We start from the raw sequence: 26,942 nt of genomic DNA, 5'->3' as shown, positions 1-26,942 counted from the left end.
ATGCGCAGACGTACGTTGCTGGCCGCCGCGATCGCCGGTGCGGTCGTGACCCCCGCCATCGCCTCCGGCACCGCGCGGGCCGCCGACCCCGGCCCGTCCGTCACGCGGACCGGCACCACCACCCTCGACAGCCAGGCCATCTTCTTCGTCTCGTACGACGGCTTGGTCAACAACAACGCGTTCCAGAAGAACGGCCTGCTGACCTACAAGGGCTACCAGTACGCCGTCTGGTACACCGCCGACCGCAACGCCGTCGTCGGCCGCCGTGTCCTCGGCGGGAGCACCTGGTCGACCGTGAAGGTCGGGCACACGCTCAAGGTCAACGACTCCCACAACGTCATCTCCATGGGCGTCTCCAAGGTCGACGGCCGCCTGCACCTCAACATGGACTCCCACAGCGACGGCTTCACCTACGTCAAGTCCGTCGCCGGGCTGATGGACAACCCCGCGGGGCTGAGCTGGGACTCGAGTCGCTTCGGCGCACCCCAGTCCACCCTGGACGGGCTGGCGCTCACCTCGCAGTTCACCTACCCGCAGTTCGTCTCCACGCCCGACGGCAAGCTCCAGCTGAGCTACCGCGTCGCCGTCTCCGGCAACGGCCGCAACGCCCTCGCCGAGTACGACGGAACCAAGTGGACCAACCTCGGCGAGTGGTCAGCCTCCACCGGCACCTACACCAGTGAGCACGGCTCCTCGACGGCCCGCAACATGTACCTGCACGGCATCGACTACGACCGCAACGGCCGGCTGCACTCCTTCTTCACCTGGCGCGAGCAGAACGGCGCCGTGATGTGCAGCGGCGGCGGCATCACCAACCACGACACCGGCTACGTCTACTCCGACGACCGGGGCCGGACCTGGCGCAACAACGCCGGAACCGTCGTCGGCGTCACCGGAGGCTCCGACAAGGTGTCCGTGACCGACGCCGGCCTGGTGATCGACCCGCTGAACCCGGATCACTCCCTGATGAACCAGGAGAGCCAGTTCACCGACTCCGCGGGCAGGCCGCACGCGATCATCTCCTACGTCCCGGGCCGCTTCGGACAGTGCACCACGAACTACGTCGCGGACCGGACCGCCAACGGCCGCGCCTTCCACGTCCGCAAGAACGCCTCCGGCAGCTGGCAGAAGACCGAGATACCGGTCCCGCTGAACTCCAGCCAGCGCACCAAGCTGATCCTGGACAAGTACGACAACGCCTATGCGGTCTTCCCCTTCGGCCGGATCGCGGGGGCCTCCGCCGCCTCCGGGTACACGGACTGGAGGATCCTCTTCGACGGCAGCGGCCTCAACGCCTTCGGCGAGGTCGTCATCGACGAGACGCGGGTCGCGCAGGACGGCGTGCTGTCGTTCATGTACCAGGAGAAGTCCAGCGGTACGACGCCCTCGGCGCTGCACGTGACGGACTTCCGCCTGCCCGCCTGACCGCCTCCGGTCCCGGGGCGGCGTGCCGGTAATGTGAAGCCGCCCCGGCCGCCGCCCCCCCCTCGTCTCCCTGGAGGTCCCTGCCCGATGGCCCAGTCGGTGGGTATCAAGGACGTCGCCCGCGTCGCCGGAGTCTCCGTCGGCACGGTCTCGAACGTGATCAACCGCCCGGACACGGTGGCGGCCGAGACCCGGGCGCGGGTGCTGTCCGCGATAGACCGGCTCGGGTACGTCCGCAGCGAGTCCGCGCGCCAGCTGCGCGCGGGCCGCAGCCGCATCATGGGGCTGCTGGTCCTCGACATGGGCAACCCCTTCTTCGTCGACGTCGCGCGCGGAGCCGAGCGCGCCGCCCGCCAGGCCGGGCTGGGCGTGATGGTCTGCAACAGTGCCCAGAACCCGGGCGAGGAGGCCGAGTACCTGTCGCTCTTCGCCGAGCAGCGGGTGCGGGGCGTGCTGCTCACCCCGGCGGACGCGACCGGCCGCAACATCGAGACGTTCCGTCGGCACGGCATCCCGTTCGTCCTGGTCGACCGGGTCGCCGAGGGCACCACCGAGTGCTCGGTCTCCGTCGACGACGTGGCGGGCGGCGCCCTGGCCGTACGCCACCTCGTCGACGCCGGGCACCGCTCGATCGCCTACGTCAGCGGCCCGCCCGGCCTGAACCAGGTCAGTGACCGCCGCACCGGCGCCCTCGCAGCACTCGCCGAGGCGGGGCTCGGAGCCGACGCGCTGCGTGAGCTGCCGACCGAACGGCTGGACGTCGCCGCGGGCCGGGACGCCGGGGCCCGGCTGCTCGGGCTCGCCGACCGGCCCACCGCCGTGTTCTGCGCCAACGACCTCCTCGCCCTCGGCGTCCTGCAGGCCATGTACGCGGCAGGCGTCGGCGTCCCCGACGACCTGGCCATCGTCGGCTACGACGACATCGAATTCGCCGCCGCGGCGGCCGTCCCGCTCACCTCGGTGCGGCAGCCCGCCGTCACCATGGGCGCCCTGGCCGCCGACCTGCTCCTGGAGGAGACGGAGGAGGAGGGCGCGGCGCGCACCCACGAGCACCGCAGGGTCGTCCTGCAGCCCGAGCTGGTGGTCCGCCGCTCCAGCCTGTCCGCACGCTGAGCCTGAACGGCCGTTCAGCAAGGTTTCATGATCGAGGGGCTCACTCACGGGCGATCCTTGTGATGAACTGGGACGCGGCCCGAAAGTCCGTCCGTCCCGGGAGCCCTGTTGACCATCAGCTACCGCCAGCCCGGAGTCCTCCTCACCGACCGCCGCTTCACCGTCCCCCTCGACCACGGCCGCCCCGACGGCGAGACGATCGAGCTGTACGCCCGCGAGGTCGTGGCGAGCGACAAGGCGTCCCAGGACCTGCCGTGGCTGCTCTACCTCCAGGGCGGGCCCGGCTTCGGCGCCGACCGGTCCGTCGGACGGCCGGGCTGGCTCGGCAGGGCCCTGAAGGAGTACCGCGTCCTGCTCCTCGACCAGCGCGGCACCGGCCACAGCACCCCCGCGAACCGCCAGACGCTCCCGCTGCGCGGCGGCCCGGCCGAGCAGGCCGACTACCTCACGCACTTCCGCGCCGACGCGATCGTCCGCGACTGCGAGGCCGTCCGCGCGCGGCTCACCGGCGGCAAGCCCTGGACCGTCCTCGGACAGAGCTTCGGCGGCTTCTGCGCGACCACCTACCTTTCGCTCGCCCCCGAAGGTCTGGCCACCGCTGTGATCACCGGCGGGCTGCCCTCCCTGGACGCCCACGCCGACGACGTCTACCGGGCCGCCTTCCCGCGCATCGAACGCAAGGTCACCGCCCACTACGCCCGCTACCCGCAGGACGCCGAGCGCGCCCGCCGCATCGCCGAGCACCTGCTCCACCACGACGTGGTCCTGCCGAACGGCTACCGGCTCACCGTCGAGGCCTTCCAGTCCCTCGGCATCGCCCTCGGCACCGGCGACGGAACCCACCGCCTGCACTACCTCCTGGAGAACGCCTTCGTCCGCACCCCGCAGGGATCCACGCTCTCCGACGCGTTCCAGGAGCAGGTGCAGGCCATGCTCTCCTTCGCCCGCCACCCGCTGTACGCCCTGGTCCACGAGTCGATCTACGGCCAGGACGCCCGGCCCACGGCCTGGTCGGCCGAGCGGGTCCGCGCCGAGTTCCCGCAGTTCGACGCCGCCAAGGCCCTCGCCGGTGACGAACCCCTGCTGTTCACCGGAGAATCGATTCACCCCTGGATGTTCGACTGCGACCCGGCCCTGCGCCCGCTGCGCGAGGCCGCCGAACTGCTCGCCGCCCGCACCGACTGGACGCCCCTGTACGACCCGGCCCGCCTCGCCGCCAACACGGTGCCGGTGGTGGCGGCCGTCTACCACGACGACCTGTACGTCGACACGGCCCACTCCCTGCGCACCGCCCGCTCGATCCGGGGGCTGCGCACCTGGGTCACGGACGAGTTCGAGCACGACGGCATCCGCACCGGCGGCCCCCGCGTCCTCGACCGGCTGCTGGCGCTGGCGCGGGGCGAGGCGTGATGCCGAGCCGTACACCGGGTGATGCGGGTGGCTCGGACTAGTCTGCCGACATGACGACCACTCAACTCCAGCCCATGCCCGGCGACTGGCGGCGTGCCCTCGCGGTCGTGGCACATCCGGACGACCTCGAGTACGGCTGCTCGGCGGCGATCGCGGCCTGGACCGACGAAGGCCGCGAGGTCGCCTACGTCCTCGCGACCCGGGGCGAGGCCGGCATCGACACGCTGGAGCCCGAGCGGTGCGGGCCGCTGCGCGAGCGGGAGCAGCGGGCCAGCGCGGCGGTGGTCGGTGTGTCGGAGGTGGAGTTCCTCGACCACAGGGACGGTGTCATCGAGTACGGCACCGCCCTGCGCCGCGACATCGCCGCCGCCATCCGCCGCCACAAGCCCGAGCTGGTCCTTACCCTCAACCACCGCGACACCTGGGGCGGCGTCGCCTGGAACACCCCGGACCACGTGGCCGTCGGCCGGGCCACGCTCGACGCGGCCGGCGACGCCGGGAACCGGTGGATCTTCCCCGAGCTCGTCGAGCAGGGCCTCGACCCCTGGGACGGCGTGCGCTGGGTCGCGGTCGCGGGTTCCAGCACGCCCACGCACGCGGTCGACGCGACAGCCGGGATGGAACGGGCCGTGCGCTCCCTGCTGGAACACCGCACCTACATCGAGGTGCTGACCAGCGAGGACCCGGAGACGTATGTACGCGGCTTCCTGACGCAGCACGCGGAGAAGACGGGGGAGCGGTTCGGGGGCCGCCCCGCGGTGGCGTTCGAACTGTTCAGCAGATGACCAGCGGTTGACCGACGGACGACGGGGGAGACCATGACAGGCAACGAGGAACTGGCGCGCCGCTTCGAGGAACACCGCGGACACCTCAATGCGGTGGCCTACCGCATGCTCGGATCGCTTGCCGAGGCGGAGGACGCCGTCCAGGAGACCTGGTTCAAGCTCAGCCGCACCGACACGGACGACATCCAGAACCTCGGCGGCTGGCTGACCACGGTGACCGGCCGGGTCTGCCTGGACATGCTGCGCTCGCGCACCGCCCGCCGCGAGGAGCCGATGGGCGACACCCAGGAGACCGTGCGGGCGTACGTCCCTGACCCGGTGCTCCGGCCCTTGTCCCACATCGATCCGGCCGAGGAGGTGCTCCAGGCCGACTCCGTGGGCCTGGCCCTGCTCGTCGTGCTGGAGAACCTGACGCCCGACGAGCGGCTCACCTTCGTGCTGCACGACATGTTCGCCGTGCCGTTCGACGAGATCGCGCCGATCGTGGAGCGCAACCCGGCCGCCACCCGGCAGCTCGCGAGCCGCGCCCGGCGCCGGGTACGCGGCGCCACCCCCTCGGCCGAGCCGGACCTCGGACGGCAGAAGCAGGTGCTCGACGCCTTCCTGGCCGCCTCCCGCGCCGGGGACTTCGAGGCGCTGCTGGCCGTCCTCCACCCGGACGTGCTGCTGCGGGCCGACTCGGGCGCGCTCGTGCGGGGCGCGGCCGCCTCCAAGCTGGTCCAGGGCGCGAAGGCGGTGGCGGAGCAGGCGCTCATGTTCGCCCCGTTCACGCAGGCTGCGGAGCTGGTCCTGGTCAACGGCTCGGTCGGGATGGTCAACGCGATCGAGGGCCGCGTCCAGTCGGTCATGGGCGTCACGATCGTCGACGGCCGCATCACGGACATGTACATCCTGGCCGACCCCGAGCGGCTGGAGCGTCTGGAGGTGCCCGGGCCGGCGGTGTGACCGGAACCGGTCCGTCAGTTGTCATTTCGTATGCTGAACGGCATGCGAGAACACCAGGCCGAGCAGGCGGAACTGCGCGGCGACTGCGAGCGGTGCTTCGGGCTGTGCTGCGTCGCCCTGCCCTTCGCCGCGTCGGCCGACTTCGCGGTCGACAAGGCCGCCGGCACGCCCTGCCGCAACCTCAGGGAGGACCACCGCTGTGGCATCCACGCCCGGCTTCGGCAGAAGGGATTCACCGGCTGCACGGTCTACGACTGCTTCGGCGCCGGGCAGCAGGTCTCGCAGATCACCTTCGGCGGACAGGATTGGCGGACCGGTCCGCCGGAGCGGGCCCGCCGCATGTTCGACGTGTTCCCGGTGGTCCGGCAGCTGCACGAGCTGCTCTGGTACCTGACCGAGGCGCTCACCCTGCCGGCGGCCCGCCCCGTCCACGCCGAACTGCGCGAGGCCCTGGAGAAGACCGGAGAACTGACCGCCGGCACCCCCGAAGAGCTCGCCGTGCTGGACGTGGCCGCGCACCGCAAGGAGGTCAACGTCCTGCTGCTGAGGACGAGCGAGCTGGCCAGGGCCCGCTTCAAGGGCCGTAAGAAGGACCGCCGGGGCGCGGACCTCATGGGGGCCCGTCTCAAGGGCGCCGACCTGCGCGGTGCCTGCCTCCGCGGCGCCTACCTGATCGCCGCCGACCTCACCGGAGCGGACCTGCGGGGAGCCGACCTGATCGGTGCCGACCTGCGCGACGCGGACCTCACCGACGCCGATCTGACCGGGGCGTTCTTCCTCACCCAGCCGCAGCTGAACGCGGCCCGGGGAAGCGCCGGTACCCGGCTGCCCGGCTCAGTCACCCGCCCCGGGCACTGGACGGCGCAGGTCTGAGGCCGGCTCCCGCACCGGGCTGCGGCGCTCCGGGTGCAGCCGCAGCCCCTCGGGCATCAGCGTCAGCCGCTCCGTCACGCGCAGCCGGTAGGCCGGGTCGGCCCGCAGTTCGTAGCGTCGCAGCAGCAGCCCGAGTACCAGCGTGGCCTCGTGCAGCGCGAACTGCCGCCCGATGCAGGCCCGCGCGCCCGTCCCGAACGGCTTGAAGGTGTGCGGGGGCCGGGACCGTACGGCGCCGGCGTCGAAGCGGTCGGGGTCGAACCGTTCGGCGTCCGCTCCCCACACCTCGGGGTCCCGGTGCAGCATCGGCGTCAGCACCAGCGCCCACGCCCCGCGCCGCATGGGATGCTCTCCGGCCAGCACCGTGTCCGCGCGGGCCTCCCGGGAGAACGCGGGCGCGGTGGGCCACAGCCGCAGCGACTCGTCCAGCACGCGGCGGACGTAGCGCAGCCGGGCCACCTGCTCGTAGGCCGGTTCCGCCGTGTCCCCCCACACCCGGTCCACCTCGGCGCGGGCCCGGGCGGCGATCTCGGGGTGGCGGGCGAGGTAGTGCAGGGCGAAGGAGAGCGCGCCCGAGGTCGTCTCGTGGCCGGCGACGAGGAACGTGATGACCTGGCGGCGGACGTTCTGCGGCGCCAGCCGTTCCTCGGTGCCGGGATGGGCCGTCTCCAGCATGCGGTCGAGCAGATCGCCGTCACCGCCGCCGGTGGCGCGCCGGGCCCGTACCAGTTCGTCCACGGTGTGGTTGAGGTGGGCGATGTCGGCGGCGTTGCGGCGGCTCGCGCTGCGCAGCAGGAGGGGAGCCAGCGGGAAGGGCACGGTGTTGAGCCGCTGGGCGTAGGTCAGCGTGCCCACCATCGCGGTGACGAAGGGATGCGGGCGGGAGCGTTCGAACGAGCCGAAGTCGTGCCCGAAGCCGGTGCGCGCGATCGTCTCCAGCGTCAGCTTGGTCATGTCGCCGGGCACGTCCACCGCCCGGCCCGTCGCCGCCGCCCGGTCCCAGTGCTCCGTCAGCCGCTGCGCGACCGACAGCATCATCGGGTGGTAACCGGCCATGGCGTCGCGGCTGAACCCCGGCGCGAGCACATCGTGGGCCAGCTGCCAGTTCGGCTCGTGGTTGTACGCCGTGAACAGGCCGTCCCCGGCCACCGGCCGCAGGTTTGCCACGCCGAGCCCCACGTGCTTCGCGAACCTCGACTCGTCCGCGAGGTCGGCCGCGTGCCGGGCGCCCCACACGAACACGAACTCCTTGCCGAACGCCTTCCGCCGGAACACCGGCCCCAGTGCGCGGGCGTGGCGCAGCGAGTCCTGCAGGGGAGTGCGCCGGTTCACCCCCACCACGTCCCCGAGCAGCGGGATCCGGCGCGGGGGGTGCGGGATGCGGTCCAGCTCCGGCCAGCCCAGCTCGGCACTCCGGAAACCCTTGGGCTCCCCGGTCCGTATCGGCGCCTGGGTCATGACGCGATCTCCCTTGATCCGGCGGCGCGTTCACAGGTGTTGTACGTGAGTTCAATAGCGCGGTTCAGTGTGGTCCCGTTGTTGAACCGGCGTCAAGTAAAGTGCGGGCATGGCCGCGAACCAGGGCGGGCGCACGCGCCGCCGGCTCAGCACCGAGGAGCGCCGGGAGCAACTCCTGTCGGTCGGTGCGCGGCTGTTCTCGGAGAGCCCCTACGACGACGTGTGGATCGAGCAGGTCGCCGAGATCGCCGGGGTGTCGCGCGGGCTGCTGTACCACTACTTCCCGACCAAGCGGGACTTCTTCGCGGCGGTCGTCGAGCGCGAGAGCGAGCGCATGCTGCGCATGACGGCGGCGGTACCCGGCGTACCGGTCCGCGAGCAACTCGGGGCAGGTCTGGAGACGTTCCTGGAGTACGTCCAGGCGCACGCGCACGGCTATCGCGCCTTCCACCGCGCCGACGCGGCCGGGGACCAGGCGGTGCGGCGCGTCTATCAGCGGGCCCTGGCCGCGCAGGAGCGGCAGATCCTCGCCGCCCTCGCCGCGGATCCCGAGTTCGGCCCCGCCGTCGAGGGACGGCCGGAGGTCCGGCTGGCCGTGCGCGGCTGGCTGGCGTTCACCACGGCCGTCTGCCTGGAGTGGCTGCGCGGCACGGAGTTGGGCCGCGAGCAGGTGCGCGAGCTGTGCGCACGCGCCCTGCTGGGCGTTCTCACGCCCTGAAAGGTCTCGCAAAGGTCGTGTGACGCGGTTGGCGTGCACCCCGATCTCCGATAAGTTAGGTGAGGCTTACCTAAGGAGGTCTGGGATGGGTGACGACAGGCACAGCTGGACGGCGGCTCCCGCCGCGGCGGAGCTGGCACGTTCGGTGCTCGCCGCCGCGTGGTCCTGCTCCGTGACCGCGGAGGGCGCACGGCAGGAACTGGTGGGCGCGCACAGCGTGGACGAGGACGGCCGGGTGCTCGTGGACGTGCCCGAGGACAGCGCCCTGCTCGCGGCCGCGATCTGCGCACCCCGCGGGGAGCCGTCCGCGGTGCTGGAGTTCGCCGACGTCGCGCCCGTCCCGGTCCGCGACCGGATCCGCGCCCGGCTGTGGGTCGCGGGCTGGTTCGCCGTCGAGGGGGAGAGGCTCGCCTTCACGCCCACCCGTGTCGTGCTGCGGCGGCCGTCCGGCTCCGTGGTCGTGGACCTCGCCGAGTTCGCCGCCGCCGTGCCCGACCCGCTCACCACGGCAGAGGCCCGGCTGCTGACCCACCTCGCCGACTGCCACGCCGACGCCGTCGAACGGCTCACCCGGCTCGTCGAGCCCGACAGCCTGCACGGTGCGGTGCGCGTCCAGCCGCTCGCCGTCGACCGGCACGGACTGACGCTGCGCATCGAACGGGTCCGCGCCCACGGCGACGTACGCCTCGCCTTTCACACGCCCGCCGACGACGTCGCGCAGCTCACCGAGCGCATGCACGTCCTGCTCGGCCAGGCCGCCGCCGCGTCGTGCCCGCGGGCCCTACAGCGGCAGCGCGCAGACGGCGACGGGTGAGGGGAACGATTCCTCCGTGTGCCGCAGTTCGCCGTTCGCCTCGTTCACGTGGAAGACGGTGACGGTGGAGGATTTCTGATTCGCCACGAACAGCAGAGTGCCCTCCGGAGAGAACGCGATCTGCCGGGGGAAGTCGCCGCCCACCGGCACCGTGTCGAGCAGCCTGAGCCGGGACCCGTCGGCCTCGACGGCATAGCGGGTGATGCTGTTGTGGCCGCGGTTGGCCAGATAGGCGTACCGGCCGTCGCTCGTCACCAGGATCTGTGCCGGGTAGTTCGTGCCCGAACCCGTGCCCGTGGACTGCGCCTCGCCCACGGTCAGCCGGCCGGAGGCCTTGTCGTACGAGCAGACCGCCACCGTGTTGTCGACCTCGTTGGCGAGGTACGCGTACCGGCCGCCCGGGTGGAACGTGAGATGGCGTGGTCCGGTGCCCGGCCGGGTGTGCGCCTGCGCGACCTCGGCGAGCTTGCCGGTCTTCTCGTCCAGCCGGTACGTGTAGACGGTGTCCGTCCCCAGGTCGACGGCGAGCACATGGCCTCCGTCCGGACTCGTGACGACCTGGTGGGCGTGCGGGCCCTCCTGGCCCGGGCCGGGCGGGGGAGTGGAGTGCCTGACGAGGGCGGTGCGTTCGCCGAGGGCGCCCGAGGCGTCGATCGGATGCACGGCCACGCTGCCCGACCCGTAGTTGGCGCTGAGCAGCCAGCGCCCGCCCGGATGCACCGACAGGTGGCAGGGGGCCGCGCCGCCGGTGCTCCGGCTGCCCAGCACCTTGCGGTCGGACAGCCGGACGGCGGTCACGGCACCGTCGTCACGCTCGTCCACCGCGTACAGCGTGCCGCGGTCCGGGTGGACGGCGAGGTACGACGGGTCGCCGACGCCGCCGATCGTTCCGACGCCGGTGATCTCACCCGTCGCCGCGTCGTACGTGGCCAGGCCGATGCCCTTGCCGCCGCCCTCGACGGACGTGTAGGTGCCGAGGTGGAGCGGACGGGGCCCGGAAGGGCGCCGGGCCTCGCGCGACGGGCTCGTACCCGCCTCGGGCGTCGCGGCCGGGGCCGACGGGGGCGCGGGCGCGTTGTCGCAGGACGGCAGCGCCGCCGCGGCGGCCCCGCCCGTCAGTGCGCCGACGAACCGGCGCCTGCTCCAGCCACCACTGCTCATGTCGCCCCTCAGGTCGTCACTGGTCCCCGTCGTGACTGCCACCTTGGCGTTTGCGGGCACTCGGGTGCAACAAGAGGCAGCGGGTGTTGCGTCGGGTGCAACATCCGCGGGAGGGGGAGGGGGAGGGGCGGACGGTCCCCGTCCTCGACGTCCCCCGCCGGGCACCAGTCCCCGTCGGTGCCTCACGACCGACTGCCGGCTCCTCGTCTGCGGCCGGTCGACTCGGCCGGTTATCAGTCTCCCGTCCATGACCGGTATGCAGACTGTCAGTCCCCTCTCCCTGACCGGTATGCCCGGCCGGCTACCAGTCCCCGTCCGTGACCGGTCGGCCCGTGGCGTCCTTGAGTTGCTGCGTCTGCCCCGGCGTGGGCGGCTGCCAGGGCTCGTGGTCGTCGCCGAGCCAGTCGCCGACCGGTTTCACGGACTGGAGTGGGTCCGTGGGGGCGAGGTCCTCCGCGTCCTGGTCGAAGTAGTCGAACCAGGGCAGGCCCGCGCGGGTGTAGGCGGCCCGGTCCACCGGCGACGGCGGTGCGGCCTCGCCGGTGATGCGGCGCCACTCCGGCGGCGTCACCAGGTGCACGAACACCCGCCCGGCGGGCTTCTCCGACCAGTCCGAGAGCGGTCGGTCGTCCTGGTAGACCTCCTGCCGCATGGAGCCGCCGACACCCAGGCCCATGGCGGCGGCCGCGCGCGGAGCGCTCGCCGGTGGCGCAGGCGCTGCTCCGGGGGCCGGCGGAGCCGCTCCGGTCGCGGCCGGTGCCGGGACGGCGCCCGGTGCGGCGGGCGCCGCCATCGGCATCGCGGCGCCGTAGCCACCGGCCGCGGGCGCACCGTAAGCACCGGCCGCGGGCGCCCCGTAGCCGCCGGCCGCAGGGCTGCCGAACGCGGCCGGCATCGCGGCGCCGTAGCCGCCCGGCGGCGCGGGCGCGGGAGGTACCTGCCGCCGCCGCTCCTGCGCTCGCCACCGCGCCAGCTCCCGGTCGTTCAGCGCGAAGGACTGCAGTTGTACGCCGCCCCACACCTCCTCGCCCGTGACCTGCCCCTCGACGGTGGCGCCCAGACCGAGCGGGACGGCCACGAACTGCCGGACCGTCCCCGTGCCGGAGTTGATGCCGTCCAGCCAGGGCTGGCGGGGGAGCACCACGTAGTTCTGCGGGCCGCGAGCCGGCCGGTCGCTCCAGGGCCGGCCCGAGACCGCGCACACCTTGCCGACGCCGACCTGGAGCGCGGCCGGCTCCGAGGTGCCCGCGAAGCTCAGCCACATCGCCTCGCGCAGATACACCGGCAGCATCACACCGCCGCGTGCCCGCCATTCCTCGGGGACCCGGTCCGCGTAGTCCGCGACGCGCCGCACCGGGAACTCGCCGAGGCCCGGCGGCAGCGGATGCGTGCCCGTCTCCGGCAGGCGCAGCGTGCGGATGAACCGCACGGCGACCCCGCCGGGGAGCCGCAGTGTGTTCCCGTCGACCCGCACGGTCGTGTCGGCCATGGCCCGCTCCTCGCCTCAGGTGCCGGCCCCCTGCCGGCGTTCCCCTCAGCGAGAACGCCCATCGAACCCCGCGCGGTTCCGCCACATCTGCTCCGTGACGCCCAGCCGCTCCCGCAGGCGCGTCAGACGGGGCATCCGGGCCCGCTGCTCGCGCGACACCCGGTCGAGTTCCTCGAACAGGCGGCGGGTGCGGTGCTCGGTGTCGAGCTCGTCGAGGATGCGGTTGACCTCCGTCAGGATCGCTCCCGGCAGCTGCCAGTGCCGCGGATCGCGCTCGGCCTCCTCGCGCAGCAGCAGGGCCAGCTTGTCGCGGGTGCCCGCGGCGGTGCGCAGTTCCGCGGCGAGCCGTTCCTCCGCCGATTCGGCGCTCGCGCTCAGGTGCGTGGTGACCAGCACCGCGAAGCTCACCACGGCGTCGGCGATCTCGGACAGCAGCTGCGCCAGGGCGGCGCCCGTCTCGGCCTCGAACTGCGGCTCGGGCTCGCGCTCCTTCGCGAGGTCGGTGAGGGAGCGGGCCAGCACGCGCAGGACGACCGTGCAGATCTCCAGCGTGTCCAGGCCGGTGCGCATCACGACCCGGTGCAGCACGCTGTCCTGCACGCGCGGGTTGAGCCGCAGACTGTCCTCGGCCTGCCGCAGCGCCGCGTCCACCTCGACGATGTCGTGGTCCAGCCGTCGCGCCTCGTGCAGCTGACTCTCCGCGCGGTCCACGGGTGTGCCGCCGGCGGCCTCCTCGCCCATCCGCAGCATCAGCTGCCGCAGGCGGCGCGCCAGACCCTCGATCGACTCGCCCGCCTCCTCCACCCACACCGGCGGAGCCAGCAGCAGGTTGCAGGCGAGCCCGACGGAGGCGCCGATCAGGGTCTCCACCACCCGGGCCCACGCATAGTCCCCGACGCTGGTGACGCCGAGGACGAGCATCGCGCTGATCGCGACCTCGGGTACGTACTCCTCCACCCGGACCAGCCGCCCCACGGCCAGCGAGGCCACCAGGAGCAGTGCGAGGCTCCACCAGGTCAGACCCACCAGCAGGCTGAACGCGATGGCGACGAGCACGCCCGTCACCACGGCGTTCACCCGCCGGAAGCCGTTGGTGATCGTGGCGTACAGCGTCACCTGGACGACGAGCAGTGCCGTAAGGGGAGCGGTGAGAGGGGCCGGCTCCGGGCTCAGCCGCAGCGCGATGACGTACGCGATCGTCGCCGCCGTCGCGGACCGCAGCGTCTGGACGACCACCGGATCACGGCGCTTCCTCACGATCCGCTCGGCGTGCGCCGTCCACTCACGTACCTCTCGCATCCTCGGGCTGTTCCCCTTCCCCGGCGCATCGAACACATCCGTCGATCATCCATCAAGGACGCTCACGAAGGACGTTAGTGCCGGGGCAATCCGCGGGCGACCGAGGGGCTCAGGCGTACACCTTGTCGAGGAAGGCGTCCAGGTGGCTCCTGGTCCGCAAGATCTGCTCCTCCAGGGTGAGGCTCTCCTCGAACCGGGATGCCGCCTCCGGAGCCTTCTTCCCGCGTACGTATAGGGAGCAGGCGAGGTCGGTGCACATGTACGCGCCGACGGAGTTGCCCTCGCGCCCGGCCGGCCCCGCCTTCCGGGCGGTCATCAGCGAGACCCCGCCCCGGGGATGTGTCGTCAGGCACAGCGAACACATGCTGCGGTGCAGGAACCCGCGCTGCGCGGCCTGGAACCGCATCGAGAGTCCCACGATCCGCCCGTCCCGCTCGGCCACCAGATAACTCCGGTCCGGCGCCCCCGGATCCCGCCACCCGAGGAAGTCGAGGTCGTCCCAGAGCCGCGCGTCGAGATCCCTGGGCACGGCGAGCCGCTTGGCCTCGCCCTTGGAGCAGTTGACGAAGGAGGCGCGGATGTCCTGCTCGGTGAGCGGCTGCATGAGAGCTCCTGAACGTTGGCTTCGCAAACCTAGGGGCTCTAGGTTTTGGGGGCGGGGTCAGACTAGACAGTCGTGACGCCGGGGAGCGACCGGATTTCCGTCAGGTCCCGTCGCCTGAGACCTCCGGCGGCCAGACGCCCGGCCTGAGTACCCCCAGCGCATAGGCCCGGGCCACCAGTTCCGTGCGGTTGGACGCGTCCCAGCGGGACGACAGGCGGCGCAGGTGGTAGGTCACGCCGTCGGTGGTGAGGCCCGTCTCCCGGGACGCTCGGGCCGTGGTGGCGCCGGCGGCCAGGAGGGCCAGGATGCGGGCCTCCGCCGGGGTGACCCGGGGTTGTTCCGCGGGGGCGGCCGGGGAGGGGACGCGTTCGGGGGCCACCCGGAGCATCACCAGCAGGGCCGGGGTGTCCTCCGCCGAGTCGCTGACCGGATCCGCCGTCAATTCGCCGGTGCGTTCCGTGCCGCACGGGGCCCGCCAGCGCACCGACACCTGGTAGCGCGAGCGGTGCCGCAGGCGCAGGGCCTCGGCGATGCGCTCCACCTGCGTCGCCTCCCGCGGGCTGAACAGGTCCAGCACATCGCGTCCGCGTAGCTGCCCCGGTGTCCTGCCGCACTCCGCCGCCATCGCCGGATTGGCCAGCAGCACCGCCCCGTACACGTCACACACCGCGACCGGCATCGCGACCCGGTCGAACAGGAGCAGCGCGCGGTTGCGCCACGTCACGGCCTCGTGCCGGGCCAGTTCCACGAGCTTCTCCTGACACGCCGGGCCGCTCCCGCGCAAGAGCGGCGCATCTGCTCGCACTACACAATCATGTAGGGCCGGGGCGTCGGTTCCCCGGCCCGGTGGATCACGCTGGTTCGCAGTACTTCCGTACCGCGAAAGGCAGTTGCCGCGTCATGCCCCCCACCGGACAGACCCCCCTGACCGCCGACCCCCTCCCCGGCGTCCCCGTCGCCGACATCTCCGCCACCGGCCCCGGCGGTGCGCCCATCCAGCAGGTCATGGACCTGATGCGTGAGCACGGGCCCGTGCTCGTGCGGCGGCTGTACGGGCGGGACACCCTGTTCGTGGGCGATCTGGACCTCGTGGCCGAACTCGCCGACGAGCAGCGCTTCGCCAAGCACATCGGGCCCGGTCTGGGCAATGTCCGCGAGTTCGCCGCCGACGGGCTGTTCACGGCGTACAACGACGAGCCCAACTGGGCCAAGGCGCACGACATCCTCATGCCCGCCTTCGCGCTCGGCTCCATGCGCACCTACCACCCCGTGATGCTGGAGGTGGCCCGTCGGCTCATCGCGTCCTGGGACCGCGACGCCCGCGCCGGGAAGCCGGTGAACGTGCCCGACGACATGACCCGCATGACGCTCGACACCATCGGACTCGCCGGCTTCGGCTACGACTTCGGGTCCTTCGAACGGGCCGAGCCGCACCCCTTCGTCCAGTCGATGGTCCGCTGCCTGGAGTGGAGCATGACCCGCCTGGCACGCGTCCCCGGCCAGGACTACTCGGAGCAGGACACGGCCTTCCGCGAGGACTCCGCCTACCTCGCCCGGGTCGTCGACGAGGTCATCGCCGCGCGCACCGGCACCGACCAGAGCGACTCCGACGACCTCCTCGGCCTGATGCTCACCGCCGAGCACCCGGCCGACGGCACCAAGCTGGACGCCGCCAACATCCGCAACCAGGTCATCACGTTCCTGATCGCCGGCCACGAGACCACCTCCGGCGCCATGTCCTTCGCGCTGTACTACCTGGCCAAGCACCCCGCCGCGCTCCAGCTGGTGCAGCGCGAGGTCGACGCGCTGTGGGGCGACCGGGCCGACGTCGAGCCGACCTTCGACGAGGTCGGCCGGCTGACCTACACCCGCCAGGTCCTCAACGAGGCGCTCCGGCTGTGGCCCACCGCCGCCGTGTTCTCCCGGGAGGCCCGCGAGGACACCGTGCTCGGCGGCCGCATCCCGCTGCGCGCCGGGCAGGGCGTCCTGGTCCTCACGCCGATGCTGCACCGGCAGCCCGTGTGGGGCGACAACCCCGAGCTGTTCGACCCCTCCCGCTTCACGGCCGAGGCGGAGGCGGAGCGGCCGGTGCACGCCTTCAAGCCGTTCGGCACCGGCGAGCGCGCCTGCATCGGACGGCAGTTCGCGCTGCACGAGGCGACCATGCTGCTGGCCATGCTCGTCCACCGCTACCGGCTGGGCGACCACGCCGACTACCGGCTCGACGTCAAGGAGACCCTCACCCTCAAGCCCGAGGGCTTCACCCTCGCGCTGACGCCGCGCACCTCCGCCGACCGTGTCCACAGCCCGCTGCCCGGAGCCGCCCCGGCCCAGGACACCGCCGCGGCCGAGCCGCAGGGCCTGCCCGCCCGCGTCCGCCCCGGCACCGCCGCCCTCTTCCTGCACGGCAGCAATTACGGTACCTGCCGTGACTTCGCGGCCCAGCTGGCGGACGAGGCCGCCGCCATCGGCTGCGAGACCGAGGTGGCACCCCTCGACGCCTACGCCGGAGGCCTGCCCACCGACCGGCCCGTCGTCATCACCGCCGCCTCCTACAACGGCCGCCCCACCGACGACGCCACCGCCTTCGCCGCCCGGCTGGAGGAGACCCACGACCTGTCGGGCGTGACGTACGCCGTCCTCGGCGTCGGCGACCGGAACTGGGCCGCCACCTACCAGCACGTCCCCACCCGCATCGACGAGCGGCTCGCCGGGTCCGGCGCCGCCCGCCTGGTGGAACGCGTCGCCGCCGACGCCTCCGGCGACCTCGCCGGCACCGTCCGCGCCTTCACCGCGTCCGTGCGCACCGCCCTCCTGGAGCGCTACGGCGACCCCGACGCCACGACCCCTGACCCCGAGCCCGCGACCGCCTACGAGGTCCGCACCCTGACCGGCGGCCCGCTGGACGCTCTCGCCGAGCGGCACGGCCTCGTCCCCATGCGCGTCACCGAGGCCCGCGACCTCACCGCCCCCGGCTACGCCCGGCGCAAGCGGTTCCTCCGCGTCGCGCTGCCGGACGGCGTCACCTACCGCACGGCCGACCACCTCACCGTGCTGCCCGCCAACGCCCCCGGCCTCGTCGCCCGCGCCGCCGCCGCGCTCGGCGCCGACCTCGACACCGTCCTGGACATCCGCGCCACCCGCCCGCGCCGCGACGGCATCGCCGTGGACCGGCCCCTGACGGTGCGGCAGCTCCTCACCCACCACGTGGAGCTGCAGGAGCGCCCGAGCGCCGGGCAGCTGGCCGCGCTCGCCGCCGCCAACCCGTGCCCGCCGGAGCGCATGGCCCTGGCCGCCCTCGCCGACGACCCGCGCACCCTCGTGGAGATCCTGGAGGACCACCCGGCCCTGCGCGGCGCCCTGGACTGGCCGAAGCTCCTCGACCTCCTCACCCCGCTGCGCCCGCGCCACTACTCCATCTCCTCCTCGCCCGCCGTCGACCCCGGCCACGTGGACCTGATGGTGTCGCTGCTGGAGGCGCCCGCCCGCTCCGGCAAGGGCGTCTACCGGGGCACCGGCTCCGGCCACCTCACCACCGTCGAGCCCGGCGACACGGTCTACGCGCGCGTGCAGCCCTGCCGGGAGGCCTTTCGGATCGACGTCAGCGGCGACCCGTCACCGGTCGTCATGGTCGCGGCGGGCACCGGCCTCGCCCCGTTCCGCGGCACCATCGCCGACCGTACGGCCGCCCTCACGGCCGGCACCGAACTCGCCCCGGCCCTCTGCTACTTCGGCTGCGACGCCCCGGACGCGGACTTCCTGCACGCCGAGGAACTGCGCGCCGCCGAGACCGCCGGCGCCGTCTCCCTGCGCCCTGCATTCAGCGAGACGCCCGCCGGCGAGGTGCGCTTCGTGCAGCACCGGATCGCCGCCGAGGCCGAGGAGGTCTGGGGCCTGCTGGACTCCGGAGCGCGGGTGTACGTCTGCGGTGACGGTTCCAGGATGGCGCCCGGGGTGCGGGAGGCGTTCCGTACCCTGTTCCGGAAGCACACGCCGGGCTCCGACGAGACGGCCGCCGAGCAGTGGCTCGACGGACTGATCGCGGACGGGCGTTACGTCGAGGACGTGTACGCGGCCGGCTGACCGATGCGGCAGGGGAGGGGTGGGCACACGGTGGTGGACTCCTGGGAACGGGCCCGGCACATCCTCCAGGCGGCGGGCCTGGACCCCGGCCGTCTCGCCCACCTCGCCCCGCTGACCGGCGGCACCTACAACACCGTCGAGGAACTCCGGCTCACCGACGGCAGCCGCTACGTGCTGAAGATCCCGCCGGCCGCCGCCGTCCCGGGTCTGCGGCACGAGAAGCGGCTGCTCGTCTCGGAGGCCGAGTTCTACCGCTCGGCGGCCCGCGCCGGGGTGCCCGCGCCGCGGACGGTGTCGGCGGGGGACGACTTCCTGCTCATGACGGCCCTGCCGGGCGACCCCTGGGACGGCACGCTCACCGACCCCGAACAGACCGCCCTGCGCACGGAACTGGGACGCCAGGTCGCCCGCCTGCACGAGGTGACCGGCCCCGGTCACGGTTACCCTTCCGGCGCCCTCGGCCCGCTCGCCCCCGACTGGCGGACGGCGTTCACGGCGATGTTCGACGCCGTCCTCGACGACGCCCGGCGCTACGGGGCGTGGCTGCCCCGCTCCGTCGACGCCGTGGCCGGCATCGCCGCGTCCGCGTACGGCGCCCTCGACGAGGTCACCGACCCGTGTCTCGTCCACTTCGACCTGTGGCGGGGCAACATCCTCGTCCATCGCCCGGACGGCGAGGCCCGTATCGGCGGCCTCATCGACGGGGAGCGCATGTTCTGGGGCGACCCCCTGGCCGACTTCGTCTCCCTGGCCCTGCTCGGGGACATCAGGAAGGACGAGGACTTCCTCGGCGGCTACCGGGAGGCCGGCGGCCGGGTCCGCTTCGACGCCCCGGCCCGTGTGCGACTGGCCCTGTACCGGGCCTACCTGTACCTGATCATGCTCACCGAGACGATTCCCCGCGAGGCCGGCGAGGAGCAGCGGCTCTGGGTGCGGGAGAGGGTCGGCCCCGCACTCGTCGCGGCCCTGGACGAGATCGAGGAGACGTCCTGAACCCGCCGGCCGGACACCGGTTAGCTCACATCATGAAATAAGGGTTGGAGGATGTCGCGCCGGGCCCGGCCCCGACGGTATGTTGCAGGTCGGACAGGGGACGCGAAAGGAGCCACATGGCTGCGCGGAACGGGCGCACGGTACGCGATCTCAGGCGGGCCAACCGTACGGCCGTGCTGCAGAGGCTCTACTTCGACGGCCCGCTCAGCCGCTTCGAACTCGGCCCGGCGACCGGCCTGAGCTCCGGTTCCGTCAGCAACGTCGTCGCCGACCTGGTCGCCGACGGGCTGGTCGAGGAGGCCGGCAGCGTCGACTCCGACGGCGGCCGCCCCCGCACCCTGCTGCGCGTCGCACCCGGCAGCGGCCACATGATCGGGGTCGACGTCGGCGAGACCCGGGTCCGGGTCGAACTCTTCGACCTCACCCTCACCGAACTGGCCCGCGCCGAGCACCCGCTGTCGCCGCAGCGCTACGAGGTCGAGGCCATCGTCGGCCACGTCCACCGGGGCATCGCCGAGGTGCTGGCCACGGCCGGCCTCGCACCCGAGCGGCTCCTCGGCGTCGGCATCGGCGTCCCGGGCATCGTCGAGCGCACCGCCGACCGCGGCACGCTGGTGCACGGGCAGACCATCGGCTGGGAGGCCGTCCCGCTGGAGGCCCTGCTCCGCACCGGATCCCCGCTGCCGGACACCGTCCCGCACTTCATCGACAACGGTGCCAAGACGCTGGGCCAGGCCGAGATGTGGTTCGGTGCCGGACGCGGCGCCCGCAACGCCGTCGTGGTGCTGTTCGGCTCCGGCGTCGGCGCGAGCCTCGTCACCCCCGACGTGGAGCAGGGCCGCGCGGTCGAGTGGGGGCACCTGACCGTACGGGTCCGCGGGCGCCGCTGCCGGTGCGGGGCGCTCGGCTGCCTGGAGGCGTACGCGGGTGCCGAGTCCCTGCTGGATCGCTGGCGGGAGGAGGGCGGCCGAATCCCGGACGGCGCCGACGAGGAGACCGCCCTCACGGCGATGCTCGCCGCGGCCTACCCGCCCGAGGGTGGTGCGGCCGACCCCGTGGCGCTGGCCGTCCTGGAGGAGACCGCCGAGTACCTCGGGGCGGGCCTGTCCGACCTGATCAACCTCTTCCAGCCCGAGCGCATCCTCATCGGCGGCTGGGCGGGCCTGGCGCTCGGCTCACGCTTCCTGCCCGCCGTACGCCGTCACGCCATGTCGTACGCGCTGCGTCACCCGGCCGGGAAAGTGACCGTCGATCTCGGCCGGCTCGGACCCGACGCGGTCACGGTCGGTGCCGCGATCCTGCCGCTCGCCGACTTCTTCGCACGCGGCGGACGGCGCCCCGACCCGGCACCGGAGTATCCGCTCCCCGCCTGGCGCACGGCACTTCAGGAGCGGATTCCGCGCTGAGGTTTCGCCGATCACCGCGGAGGTACTCGCGTGGCGCCCGGACCACAGAAGGGAGTACGCCGTGACCGACCACCGGCTCGAAGGACCCGGCGAGAACGGTGAGCCCATCCCGCGGGACATGCCGGACCAGCAGGCCGACGACGGCGAGGACCCGTGGGAGGTCGCCCCGCGCTTCACGGGCACCGGCGAGGGTGAGAAGACCGAGCGCCGGAGCGACGACGAGACCGACGAGCCCACCGGCGACGTCCCCGACACGGACGAAGCGGGGACGGGCCGGCAGGGAGCACCGCACTCGGGAACGGTTCACCCCGAGCACCCGGTGCCGGACGAGCCCTCCGCCTGAGGAGGGCATCCCAGCGAGGGCCGCAGCCGGCTGTGGGGGTCGGCTGCGGCCTTCGCGCATGTCGTGGGTCTCGTGCAGCACCGCCCGGATCAGCCCACCTTGCGTCCCCGCAGTGGCTCCGTCGGCGCCCCCGCCCCCTGCCGGAAGCCCAGCAGGAACTCCTCCAGCACCTCGGGAGCCGTGTGCTCAGGCCGCCAGCCGAGTTCCGTTCGCGCACGCGTGCAGTCCATGAGCGGCAGCCGCAGCACCGCGTCGAACAGGTGCGGGGAGGCGGGCAGCAGATGCAGACCCCAGGCGGCGGCGATCGCCGACCGGGCCGCGCCGCGCGGCAGCCGCACGGGGCGTGCGTCGAACATCTCGCCCAGCAGCCGCGTGTCTACGGGCGAGTCGGCCGCCAGATTGAAGGCGCCCCGGACGCCGGAGCGCAGCGCCAGCCGGTACGCGTTCGCCGCGTCGTCCGTGTGCAGCGCCTGCACCCGGAGCCCCGGGATGTCCGGCAGGAACGGCAGGAGCTCCGGGCGGGCCAGCGGGCCGGGCAGGAACCAGCCGCCGAAGATGCGGCGCTGCTCGCTCGCGGACTCCCGCTGGAAGAGGAAGGCGGGCCGCATCCGCACCACCCGGATCTCGGGCCGGTCCCTCTCGAACGTGTCCAGAGCCCGTTCCAGATAGGCCTTCTCCCGGCAGTACGCGGCGTCCGGCCAGCCGTGCGTCGGCCAGGACTCGTCCACCGCCCCGTCCTCGGGGCCGGGCGAGTAGGCGCCGACCGACGAGGCGTGCACCAGAACCGGGACGTCCGCCTCGGCCACCGCCTCGAAGACCCGCATGCTGCCGAGCACGTTCGTGCGCCAGGTCGCAGCCGGGTCGTGCGTCGGCTGGAACGCCCAGGCCAGATGGATCACCGCGTCGGCGTCCGTGAACCGCTCCACCAGGCCGGACCTCTCGGAGGCCAGATCGACTGCGGCCCAGTCCGTCTTCGGCGGAGACCAGTCGGGGATCCGCCGGGCCAGACCCAGCACCGAGGCGACCTCCGGGTCCTTGGACAGCAAGCGCACCACGCTCGTGCCGACGTTGCCGGTGGCGCCCGTGACGACGACCTTCATGCCCGTTCCGCTGCTCACTTCGTGCTCCTCTCGGCCGTCTGGTTCCACGAGAGGTGACCGAGTACCCGGGACGCACGGAATGCACGTGGGGAGAGGAAAGCCCCGGCCGGACGGGGGAATCACGGCCGGGGCGGCTCAGGGGCGGGTCCGGTCCGGACCCACACCTTGTTCAACGGGCAACCACCTGCGGGTGTTCCGCGCCCGGAACCCCTGCCCGGTGAGGTGTGTCACTCCTCCTCGACGCCCGGGACGGTTTCGGCCCAGAGGTTCTCCGCCTGGAGCAGCAGCGTGCCCAGGACGGCGGTGTGGGCGGCCCCCTCCCCGGCGTGCCGGCGCAGTCCGTCCTGCAACTCCTCGTGAAGCTCCCGCATGGCCTTCTCGGTCTCCTCGCCCGGCCTGGCGGTCACACTGCCGTCGAGCAGACTGTCGGCCTCCGCGCACAGGGCGTCCCCGATCAGCTCCAGCAGACGCGCGTACGAGCGCAGCGCCGGGCCCTCGGGCGGGGCGGGAGTGCGCTTGTCGTCCACGGACACCGCGAGCGCCCGGGTGAGCGTGGCGACGTGCCCGGTGACCCTGCTGAGCCGCTCGTCCTCCTCCACCGCCGGCAGGACACCCTCGTGCGGCACCCGATGCAGTACGCGCAGCGGGGCGTAGGTCAGGCGCAGGCTCTCCTGACTCCACCGGCGCGCCGAGCGAAGCGCCTTCAGGCGGTGGTCCAAGCGGTTCGAGGCGCTGACCCAGCCGGCGGCGGTCTGCGCGTCCCAGTCGCCCTCGCGCAGATCACCGGCGATGAGGTGCAGCACGTCCCCCGTCTCCCGGGCGAGCCCCGCCAGGTTCGTCCGTACGTCCCGCAGGTGGATCGGCGGGAACACGAACGCGTTGACGGCGACGCCGATGACGGCGCCGATCGCCGCCTGCTCCACCCGGTGCCCGACGGCGGACAGACTCACCATGCCCGAGGAGATGGTGAACAGGGCCGTGGTCGCCGCGTAGATGCCCTGGTCGCCGAAGCGGGGCCAGTTCGCGAGCAGCATCAGCACCGGTACGGAAAGGGCGATCGCACCGAGCGTGTCGTCGGTGATCGCCTGCGCCGCCGAGGCCACCAGCGTGCCGACGCAGATGGCCCCGAACTGCCGCGCTCCTTGCACCAGGGAGCTGAAGACGGTGGCCTGCACCAGCACCAGCGCCACCCAGGGCGCCATCAGCGCCAGCGGGTCGCCCATCCAGACGCCGCCCACCAGCCAGGCGAGCACGGCCGCCCCGGCGGCCTTCAGCGACTGGACGACCAGGTCCCGCTCCCGTCCGGGCCCGCGCCAGGCAGCCCGCACGGCCTCCCAGGCCGACCGTGAATCCCGCCGCACGGCATCCACCGGACGCACGCTCCGCGTTCTCTGCTGCAGATCCGCGAACCGCCCCTGAGCCCTGGGTGCTCCCTGGGGCCGTGCGTTCGAGGCCGCCCCCATGTCTTCGTTCATGTCCCTCCGCCCGCGGAAGGCTCCCGCCCTCCGCCGTCCCGCACCGGTCACACGCGTCATGCGCTGTGGGTATCCGCATGACCGGCGGTTTCACGTTCTTTCATGCCAGCGGGCTGTCGCCGAGGACCGACAGCAGGTGCGCGGGGTCGGCGTAGACCGCGTCCGCGCCGGACTCCGCGAGGTCGGCGCGCGGGATGCCGCCGCACAGGACGCCCACACAGCGCACCCCGGCCCTGCTGCCCGCCCGCATGTCCCACACGGTGTCGCCGACGAACACCGCCCGCTCCGCCGGCACGCCGGCCAGCTCCAGGGCGTGCTCGACCGGCTCGGGGGAGGGCTTGCCTTCGTCGACGTCGTCGGCGCTCGCCGTGGCGGCGATGGCCTCGTCCGCGTCGATCGCCCCGCGCAGCGCGCTCAGCTCCGCGCCACCCGCCGAGGTGGCCAGCACCACCCTCCAGCCGTCCCGGTGCAGCCGCCGCAGCAGCGCTCCGGCCTCCGGCAGCGCGGGCAGCCGGTCGAAGTACTGCCCGTACAGCGCCTTGTGACCGGCGCTGATGTCGGCGTCCTGGTCCTGGTCCCGGTCATCGCCCAGCAGATGGGCGACCAGGTCGGTCGACGGCAGGCCCACGGCCCGGTGGATGGCGTGCATCGGCACCTGGTGGCCCGCCTGCCGGAACGCCTCCCACCAGGTCACGACATGCAGATGATTGGTGTCGACCAGCGTGCCGTCGACGTCGAACACAGCCGCCCGTTCCGCGCGTTCCATAGGTGCAGTCCCTTTCTCTCCGGCCGCGCGGGTACCACGTCAGCCGCCCGCCACGCCGGACGGCAGCCGCCGCTCACGGGTCCAGGCCAGCAGTTCGCCGAGGGACCACGTGGTCACCACCCGCTCGGGCGGCACACCGCACTCCTCCGCCCGTGCGCATCCGTTGATCTGCCAGTCCAGCTGTCCCGGCGCGTGCGCGTCGGTGTCGATGGAGAACAGCACCCCCGCGTCCACGGCCCGGCGCAGCAACCGCCGCGGCGGATCCAGCCGCTCCGGCCTGCTGTTGATCTCCAGGGCCGTGCCCGTCTCCGCGAGCGCGGCGAACACCTCGTCGGCGTCGAACTCCGACTCGGGCCGCCCCCGCCCGGTCACCAGCCGCCCCGTGCAGTGCCCGAGCACGTCCGAGTGCGGATCGCGTACGGCCGCAACCATCCGCCGGGTCATCGGCCTCGTGTCCATGCGCAGCTTGGAGTGCACCGACACCACCACCACGTCGAGCCGGTCCAGCAGCTCCGGCTCCTGGTCGAGCGTGCCGTCCTCGAGGATGTCGCACTCGATGCCGGTCAGCAGCCGGAACGGCGCCCAGGTGTCGTTCAGCTCCGCCACCACGTCCAGCTGCTCGCGCAGCCGCTCGGGCGACAGCCCGCGCGCCACCGTCAGCCGCGGGGAGTGGTCGGTCAGCGCCGCCCAGTCGTGGCCCAGCTCGGCGGCGGCCCGCCCCATCTCCTCGATCGGGCTGCCGCCGTCCGACCAGTCGGAGTGCAGATGGCAGTCCCCGCGCAGCAGCGCCCGCAGCTTCTCCCCGCCCCGCACGGCAGGCTGTTCCTCCGCCTCGCGCTCCAGCTTGTCCAGATAGCCCGGGACCTCACCGGCCAGCGCCTCCCGGGCCACCTGGGCGGTCTTCGGGCCGACGCCCTTGAGCTTCTCCAGCGAGCCGTCCGCCGCCCGCCGGCGCACCTCGTCCCCACCCAGGTCCTTCAGTACACGGGCCGCCGTACGGAAGGCGCGCACGCGGTAGGTCGGTGCCAGGGACCGCTCCAGCAGAAAGGCGATCCGGTCCAGTGCCTCGACGGGATCCATCGCCACCTCCACCTCAAGGGTTGCCCAGCGCCCGGCGGGGCGCACGACGGGCGGACGGTTTGCCCGGTATCCCCCCGGGTACTGCGATGCCTCGCCCCCACCCCTCGACGAGGAGACCCGCCATGTCCGACCCCACCGCGCCCACCAGCAAAGTCGCCGTGATCACCGGTGCCGACTCCGGCATCGGCCGCGCCACCGCGGTCCACCTGGCGCGGGTGGGCATGGACGTCGGCATCACCTACCACACCGACCGCAAGGGGGCGCAGGAGACGGCCGACGAGGTGCGTGCGCACGGGCAGCGGGCCGAGGTCGCCCGGATGGACCTCACCCGGCTGCCCGACGCCGCCGACACCGTCGACGAGCTGTGCGAACGGCTGGGCCGCATCGACGTGCTGGTCAACAACGCCGGCACCGGCACCATGACGCCCTTCCTCGACCTGGAACTGTCGGACGTGCGCGAGGTCCTCGACGTCGACCTCGTGGGGCCCTTCCTGTGCGGGCAGAAGGCGGCCCGGCACATGATCGGGCACGGCCAGGGCGGCCGGATCATCAACGTCACATCCGTCCACGAACACCAGCCGCGGGTGGGCGCCGCCCCCTACTGCGCCGCCAAGGGCGGGCTCGGGCTGCTCACCCAGGTCATGGCACTCGAACTGGCCGAGCACCGCATCACCGTCAACGCCGTGGCCCCGGGCGAGATCTCCACGCCCATGACCGGGCAGGAGGACACCGACCCGCACACCGAGAGCCGCCCGGGCATCCCGCTCGGCCGGCCCGGCGACGCCCGCGAGGTCGCCGCGGTCATCGCCTTCCTCGCCGGTCCGGACGCCTCGTACGTCACCGGCGCGTCCTGGAGCGTCGACGGCGGCATGCTGCGGATGGGCCCGCAGGCCGGGTCCCACCTGACCGGGCACGACTGGCGCCGCCCCTGAGCGGCCGGAGGGTTCGGCGGACGCCCTGGACCCGCGCCGGCGCCGGTTGCGTTCTAGGCTCGATGCATGACCGAAAGCGCGAGCCCGTACATATCGCACCCGCGGATCCTGGTGCTCGGGGTACAGCCGGGCACACCGCCGTTCCGGATCGTGCAGATCGACGGCCAGGTGGTCGGGGAGGCCCGGGCCGTCACCGACGTGCTGGCGGCCGCGGCCGCGTTCGGCATCCCCGTGCACGACATGGACGACCCGGACGTGGTCCGCTGGGTGGGCGGAGACAAGTTCACCTGGACCGTGCATTAGTGCCGCAGACAGGCCCTAGGTGTATTGACCCGCAGGGTTGTTTACGCGGCTGATGGGTGGGTGGCCGCCGAGTGCGGTGTGGCAGCGGTGGTGGTTGTAGGTGTGCAGGAAGTCTGTCAGAGCTGCCATCCGCTCGGTGTTGCTGGTGTAGGGGCGTAGGTAGGCCCATTCGTCGAGCAGGGTGCGGTTGAAGCGTTCGACCTTGCCGTTGGTCTGCGGCCGGTAGGCGCGGGTGAGCTTGCCGGTCGCGTCGAGGTCGGCCAGGGCCTGCTGCCAGGCGAAGCTTTTGCGGTAGGGCCAGGCGTTGTCGGTCAGGACGCGCTCGATGCGGTCGATGCCGCAGGTGGCGAAGAAGGCTGCGGCCCGG

Annotated in this window: 25 protein-coding genes; 14 read left to right on the top strand and 11 right to left on the bottom strand. The window is 73.0% G+C overall.

Annotated features, from left to right (window positions below):
- The 6 genes from ABTX60_RS21090 to ABTX60_RS21065 all read left to right on the top strand — a co-directional run bounded on the left by ABTX60_RS21090 (window position 1) and on the right by ABTX60_RS21065 (window position 6,551).
- Window positions 1-1,425, top strand: coding sequence for a BNR repeat-containing protein (locus tag ABTX60_RS21090; RefSeq protein WP_352098528.1), 1,425 nt, complete (start codon window positions 1-3; stop codon window positions 1,423-1,425).
- A gap of 87 nt (window positions 1,426-1,512) precedes the next feature.
- Window positions 1,513-2,538 carry a LacI family DNA-binding transcriptional regulator gene (locus tag ABTX60_RS21085; protein ID WP_352098527.1) on the top strand — a complete coding sequence of 342 codons (1,026 nt, stop codon included), beginning with the start codon at window positions 1,513-1,515 and terminating at the stop codon, window positions 2,536-2,538.
- A 108-nt stretch (window positions 2,539-2,646) separates the two neighbouring features.
- Complete coding sequence (locus tag ABTX60_RS21080) at window positions 2,647-3,948, top strand: alpha/beta fold hydrolase (RefSeq protein WP_352098526.1); 1,302 nt, start codon at window positions 2,647-2,649, stop codon at window positions 3,946-3,948.
- Window positions 3,949-3,998: 50 nt separating this feature from the next.
- Window positions 3,999-4,733 (top strand): PIG-L deacetylase family protein, encoded by a 735-nt coding sequence (locus ABTX60_RS21075; protein ID WP_352098525.1) that lies wholly within the window; start codon window positions 3,999-4,001, stop codon window positions 4,731-4,733.
- Window positions 4,734-4,766: 33 nt separating this feature from the next.
- Window positions 4,767-5,678 carry an RNA polymerase sigma factor SigJ gene (sigJ, locus tag ABTX60_RS21070; protein ID WP_352098524.1) on the top strand — a complete coding sequence of 304 codons (912 nt, stop codon included), beginning with the start codon at window positions 4,767-4,769 and terminating at the stop codon, window positions 5,676-5,678.
- Window positions 5,679-5,708: 30 nt separating this feature from the next.
- Window positions 5,709-6,551 (top strand): pentapeptide repeat-containing protein, encoded by an 843-nt coding sequence (locus ABTX60_RS21065; protein ID WP_352098523.1) that lies wholly within the window; start codon window positions 5,709-5,711, stop codon window positions 6,549-6,551.
- Here the strand turns inward: ABTX60_RS21065 and ABTX60_RS21060 are convergent.
- Window positions 6,513-8,009 (bottom strand): cytochrome P450, encoded by a 1,497-nt coding sequence (locus ABTX60_RS21060; protein WP_352098522.1) that lies wholly within the window; start codon window positions 8,007-8,009, stop codon window positions 6,513-6,515. The two genes, ABTX60_RS21065 and ABTX60_RS21060, sit on opposite strands and share 39 nt — an antisense overlap.
- Window positions 8,010-8,118: 109 nt before the next feature.
- Here ABTX60_RS21060 and ABTX60_RS21055 point away from each other — a divergent pair, with 109 nt between their 5' ends.
- Both ABTX60_RS21055 and ABTX60_RS21050 read left to right on the top strand, forming a co-directional pair.
- Window positions 8,119-8,727: a TetR/AcrR family transcriptional regulator gene (locus ABTX60_RS21055; protein WP_344455602.1), complete on the top strand. Its 609-nt coding sequence runs from the start codon at window positions 8,119-8,121 to the stop codon at window positions 8,725-8,727.
- An 85-nt stretch (window positions 8,728-8,812) separates the two neighbouring features.
- A complete protein-coding gene (locus ABTX60_RS21050; RefSeq protein WP_352098521.1) occupies window positions 8,813-9,541 on the top strand; it encodes a DUF2470 domain-containing protein in 729 nt (242 codons plus the stop codon).
- Here ABTX60_RS21050 and ABTX60_RS21045 read toward each other — a convergent pair.
- The 5 genes from ABTX60_RS21045 to ABTX60_RS21025 form a co-directional block, all read right to left on the bottom strand.
- Entirely contained in the window at window positions 9,509-10,702 is a 1,194-nt protein-coding gene (locus ABTX60_RS21045) for a lactonase family protein (protein WP_352098520.1), read from the bottom strand. The two genes, ABTX60_RS21050 and ABTX60_RS21045, sit on opposite strands and share 33 nt — an antisense overlap.
- Window positions 10,703-11,003: 301 nt before the next feature.
- On the bottom strand, window positions 11,004-12,191 hold the full coding sequence (locus ABTX60_RS21040) for a hypothetical protein (protein ID WP_352098519.1): 1,188 nt from the start codon (window positions 12,189-12,191) through the stop codon (window positions 11,004-11,006).
- A 45-nt stretch (window positions 12,192-12,236) separates the two neighbouring features.
- Window positions 12,237-13,490 carry an FUSC family protein gene (locus ABTX60_RS21035; protein ID WP_352098518.1) on the bottom strand — a complete coding sequence of 418 codons (1,254 nt, stop codon included), beginning with the start codon at window positions 13,488-13,490 and terminating at the stop codon, window positions 12,237-12,239.
- Between the two features lie 109 nt (window positions 13,491-13,599).
- A complete protein-coding gene (locus tag ABTX60_RS21030; RefSeq protein WP_352098517.1) occupies window positions 13,600-14,094 on the bottom strand; it encodes an FBP domain-containing protein in 495 nt (164 codons plus the stop codon).
- Window positions 14,095-14,194: 100 nt separating this feature from the next.
- The gene (locus tag ABTX60_RS21025) at window positions 14,195-14,773 is read right to left on the bottom strand and encodes a PAS domain-containing protein (RefSeq protein WP_502992365.1); all 579 of its coding nucleotides are present in this window, start codon (window positions 14,771-14,773) and stop codon (window positions 14,195-14,197) included.
- Window positions 14,774-14,994: 221 nt separating this feature from the next.
- Between ABTX60_RS21025 and ABTX60_RS21020 the strand changes: the two genes are divergently transcribed.
- The 4 genes from ABTX60_RS21020 (at window position 14,995) to ABTX60_RS21005 (ending at window position 20,919) form a co-directional block, all read left to right on the top strand.
- Window positions 14,995-18,177, top strand: coding sequence for a bifunctional cytochrome P450/NADPH--P450 reductase (locus ABTX60_RS21020; protein WP_352098515.1), 3,183 nt, complete (start codon window positions 14,995-14,997; stop codon window positions 18,175-18,177).
- 30 nt (window positions 18,178-18,207) lie between these two features.
- Window positions 18,208-19,170, top strand: coding sequence for a phosphotransferase family protein (locus ABTX60_RS21015; RefSeq protein ID WP_352098514.1), 963 nt, complete (start codon window positions 18,208-18,210; stop codon window positions 19,168-19,170).
- A 116-nt stretch (window positions 19,171-19,286) separates the two neighbouring features.
- Window positions 19,287-20,576, top strand: coding sequence for an ROK family transcriptional regulator (locus ABTX60_RS21010; protein WP_352098513.1), 1,290 nt, complete (start codon window positions 19,287-19,289; stop codon window positions 20,574-20,576).
- 61 nt (window positions 20,577-20,637) lie between these two features.
- The gene (locus tag ABTX60_RS21005; protein ID WP_352098512.1) at window positions 20,638-20,919 is read left to right on the top strand and encodes a hypothetical protein; all 282 of its coding nucleotides are present in this window, start codon (window positions 20,638-20,640) and stop codon (window positions 20,917-20,919) included.
- A gap of 89 nt (window positions 20,920-21,008) precedes the next feature.
- Here ABTX60_RS21005 and ABTX60_RS21000 read toward each other — a convergent pair whose 3' ends face one another.
- The 4 genes from ABTX60_RS21000 to ABTX60_RS20985 all read right to left on the bottom strand — a co-directional run bounded on the left by ABTX60_RS21000 (window position 21,009) and on the right by ABTX60_RS20985 (window position 25,340).
- Window positions 21,009-22,037: an SDR family oxidoreductase gene (locus ABTX60_RS21000; RefSeq protein WP_352098511.1), complete on the bottom strand. Its 1,029-nt coding sequence runs from the start codon at window positions 22,035-22,037 to the stop codon at window positions 21,009-21,011.
- A gap of 209 nt (window positions 22,038-22,246) precedes the next feature.
- Window positions 22,247-23,389: an FUSC family protein gene (locus ABTX60_RS20995; protein ID WP_502992364.1), complete on the bottom strand. Its 1,143-nt coding sequence runs from the start codon at window positions 23,387-23,389 to the stop codon at window positions 22,247-22,249.
- Between the two features lie 205 nt (window positions 23,390-23,594).
- Window positions 23,595-24,260 carry an HAD family hydrolase gene (locus ABTX60_RS20990; RefSeq protein WP_352098509.1) on the bottom strand — a complete coding sequence of 222 codons (666 nt, stop codon included), beginning with the start codon at window positions 24,258-24,260 and terminating at the stop codon, window positions 23,595-23,597.
- A 39-nt stretch (window positions 24,261-24,299) separates the two neighbouring features.
- Window positions 24,300-25,340, bottom strand: coding sequence for a PHP domain-containing protein (locus tag ABTX60_RS20985; protein WP_352098508.1), 1,041 nt, complete (start codon window positions 25,338-25,340; stop codon window positions 24,300-24,302).
- A gap of 122 nt (window positions 25,341-25,462) precedes the next feature.
- Between ABTX60_RS20985 and ABTX60_RS20980 the strand changes: the two genes are divergently transcribed.
- Together ABTX60_RS20980 and ABTX60_RS20975 are read left to right on the top strand one after the other, a co-directional pair.
- Window positions 25,463-26,272: an SDR family oxidoreductase gene (locus tag ABTX60_RS20980; RefSeq protein WP_352098507.1), complete on the top strand. Its 810-nt coding sequence runs from the start codon at window positions 25,463-25,465 to the stop codon at window positions 26,270-26,272.
- Window positions 26,273-26,338: 66 nt separating this feature from the next.
- Window positions 26,339-26,575 (top strand): hypothetical protein, encoded by a 237-nt coding sequence (locus ABTX60_RS20975; protein WP_104784418.1) that lies wholly within the window; start codon window positions 26,339-26,341, stop codon window positions 26,573-26,575.
- Between the two features lie 15 nt (window positions 26,576-26,590).
- Here the strand turns inward: ABTX60_RS20975 and ABTX60_RS20970 are convergent.
- The coding region (locus tag ABTX60_RS20970; RefSeq protein ID WP_352098506.1) for an integrase core domain-containing protein at window positions 26,591-26,942 on the bottom strand (352 nt) is incomplete at its 5' end.

It is taken from the genome of Streptomyces sp. NPDC126510 (genome assembly GCF_040302345.1).
In the GTDB taxonomy this organism is placed as follows: domain Bacteria; phylum Actinomycetota; class Actinomycetes; order Streptomycetales; family Streptomycetaceae; genus Streptomyces.
The sequence above is the reverse complement of the archived record's forward strand: the minus strand, read 5'-3'. Positions and strand labels throughout refer to the sequence as shown.

Coding starts and splice junctions, on each gene's coding strand:
- ABTX60_RS21090 (WP_352098528.1), top strand. CDS start 1: ATGCGCAGACGTACGTTGCTGGCCGCCGCGATCGCCGGTGCGGTCGTG.
- ABTX60_RS21085 (WP_352098527.1), top strand. CDS start 1,513: ATGGCCCAGTCGGTGGGTATCAAGGACGTCGCCCGCGTCGCCGGAGTC.
- ABTX60_RS21075 (WP_352098525.1), top strand. CDS start 3,999: ATGACGACCACTCAACTCCAGCCCATGCCCGGCGACTGGCGGCGTGCC.
- sigJ (WP_352098524.1), top strand. CDS start 4,767: ATGACAGGCAACGAGGAACTGGCGCGCCGCTTCGAGGAACACCGCGGA.
- ABTX60_RS21065 (WP_352098523.1), top strand. CDS start 5,709: ATGCTGAACGGCATGCGAGAACACCAGGCCGAGCAGGCGGAACTGCGC.
- ABTX60_RS21060 (WP_352098522.1), bottom strand. CDS start 8,009: ATGACCCAGGCGCCGATACGGACCGGGGAGCCCAAGGGTTTCCGGAGT.
- ABTX60_RS21055 (WP_344455602.1), top strand. CDS start 8,119: ATGGCCGCGAACCAGGGCGGGCGCACGCGCCGCCGGCTCAGCACCGAG.
- ABTX60_RS21050 (WP_352098521.1), top strand. CDS start 8,813: ATGGGTGACGACAGGCACAGCTGGACGGCGGCTCCCGCCGCGGCGGAG.
- ABTX60_RS21045 (WP_352098520.1), bottom strand. CDS start 10,702: ATGAGCAGTGGTGGCTGGAGCAGGCGCCGGTTCGTCGGCGCACTGACG.
- ABTX60_RS21040 (WP_352098519.1), bottom strand. CDS start 12,191: ATGGCCGACACGACCGTGCGGGTCGACGGGAACACACTGCGGCTCCCC.
- ABTX60_RS21035 (WP_352098518.1), bottom strand. CDS start 13,490: ATGCGAGAGGTACGTGAGTGGACGGCGCACGCCGAGCGGATCGTGAGG.
- ABTX60_RS21030 (WP_352098517.1), bottom strand. CDS start 14,094: ATGCAGCCGCTCACCGAGCAGGACATCCGCGCCTCCTTCGTCAACTGC.
- ABTX60_RS21025 (WP_502992365.1), bottom strand. CDS start 14,773: ATGCCGGTCGCGGTGTGTGACGTGTACGGGGCGGTGCTGCTGGCCAAT.
- ABTX60_RS21020 (WP_352098515.1), top strand. CDS start 14,995: ATGCCCCCCACCGGACAGACCCCCCTGACCGCCGACCCCCTCCCCGGC.
- ABTX60_RS21010 (WP_352098513.1), top strand. CDS start 19,287: ATGGCTGCGCGGAACGGGCGCACGGTACGCGATCTCAGGCGGGCCAAC.
- ABTX60_RS20990 (WP_352098509.1), bottom strand. CDS start 24,260: ATGGAACGCGCGGAACGGGCGGCTGTGTTCGACGTCGACGGCACGCTG.
- ABTX60_RS20985 (WP_352098508.1), bottom strand. CDS start 25,340: ATGGATCCCGTCGAGGCACTGGACCGGATCGCCTTTCTGCTGGAGCGG.
- ABTX60_RS20980 (WP_352098507.1), top strand. CDS start 25,463: ATGTCCGACCCCACCGCGCCCACCAGCAAAGTCGCCGTGATCACCGGT.
- ABTX60_RS20975 (WP_104784418.1), top strand. CDS start 26,339: ATGACCGAAAGCGCGAGCCCGTACATATCGCACCCGCGGATCCTGGTG.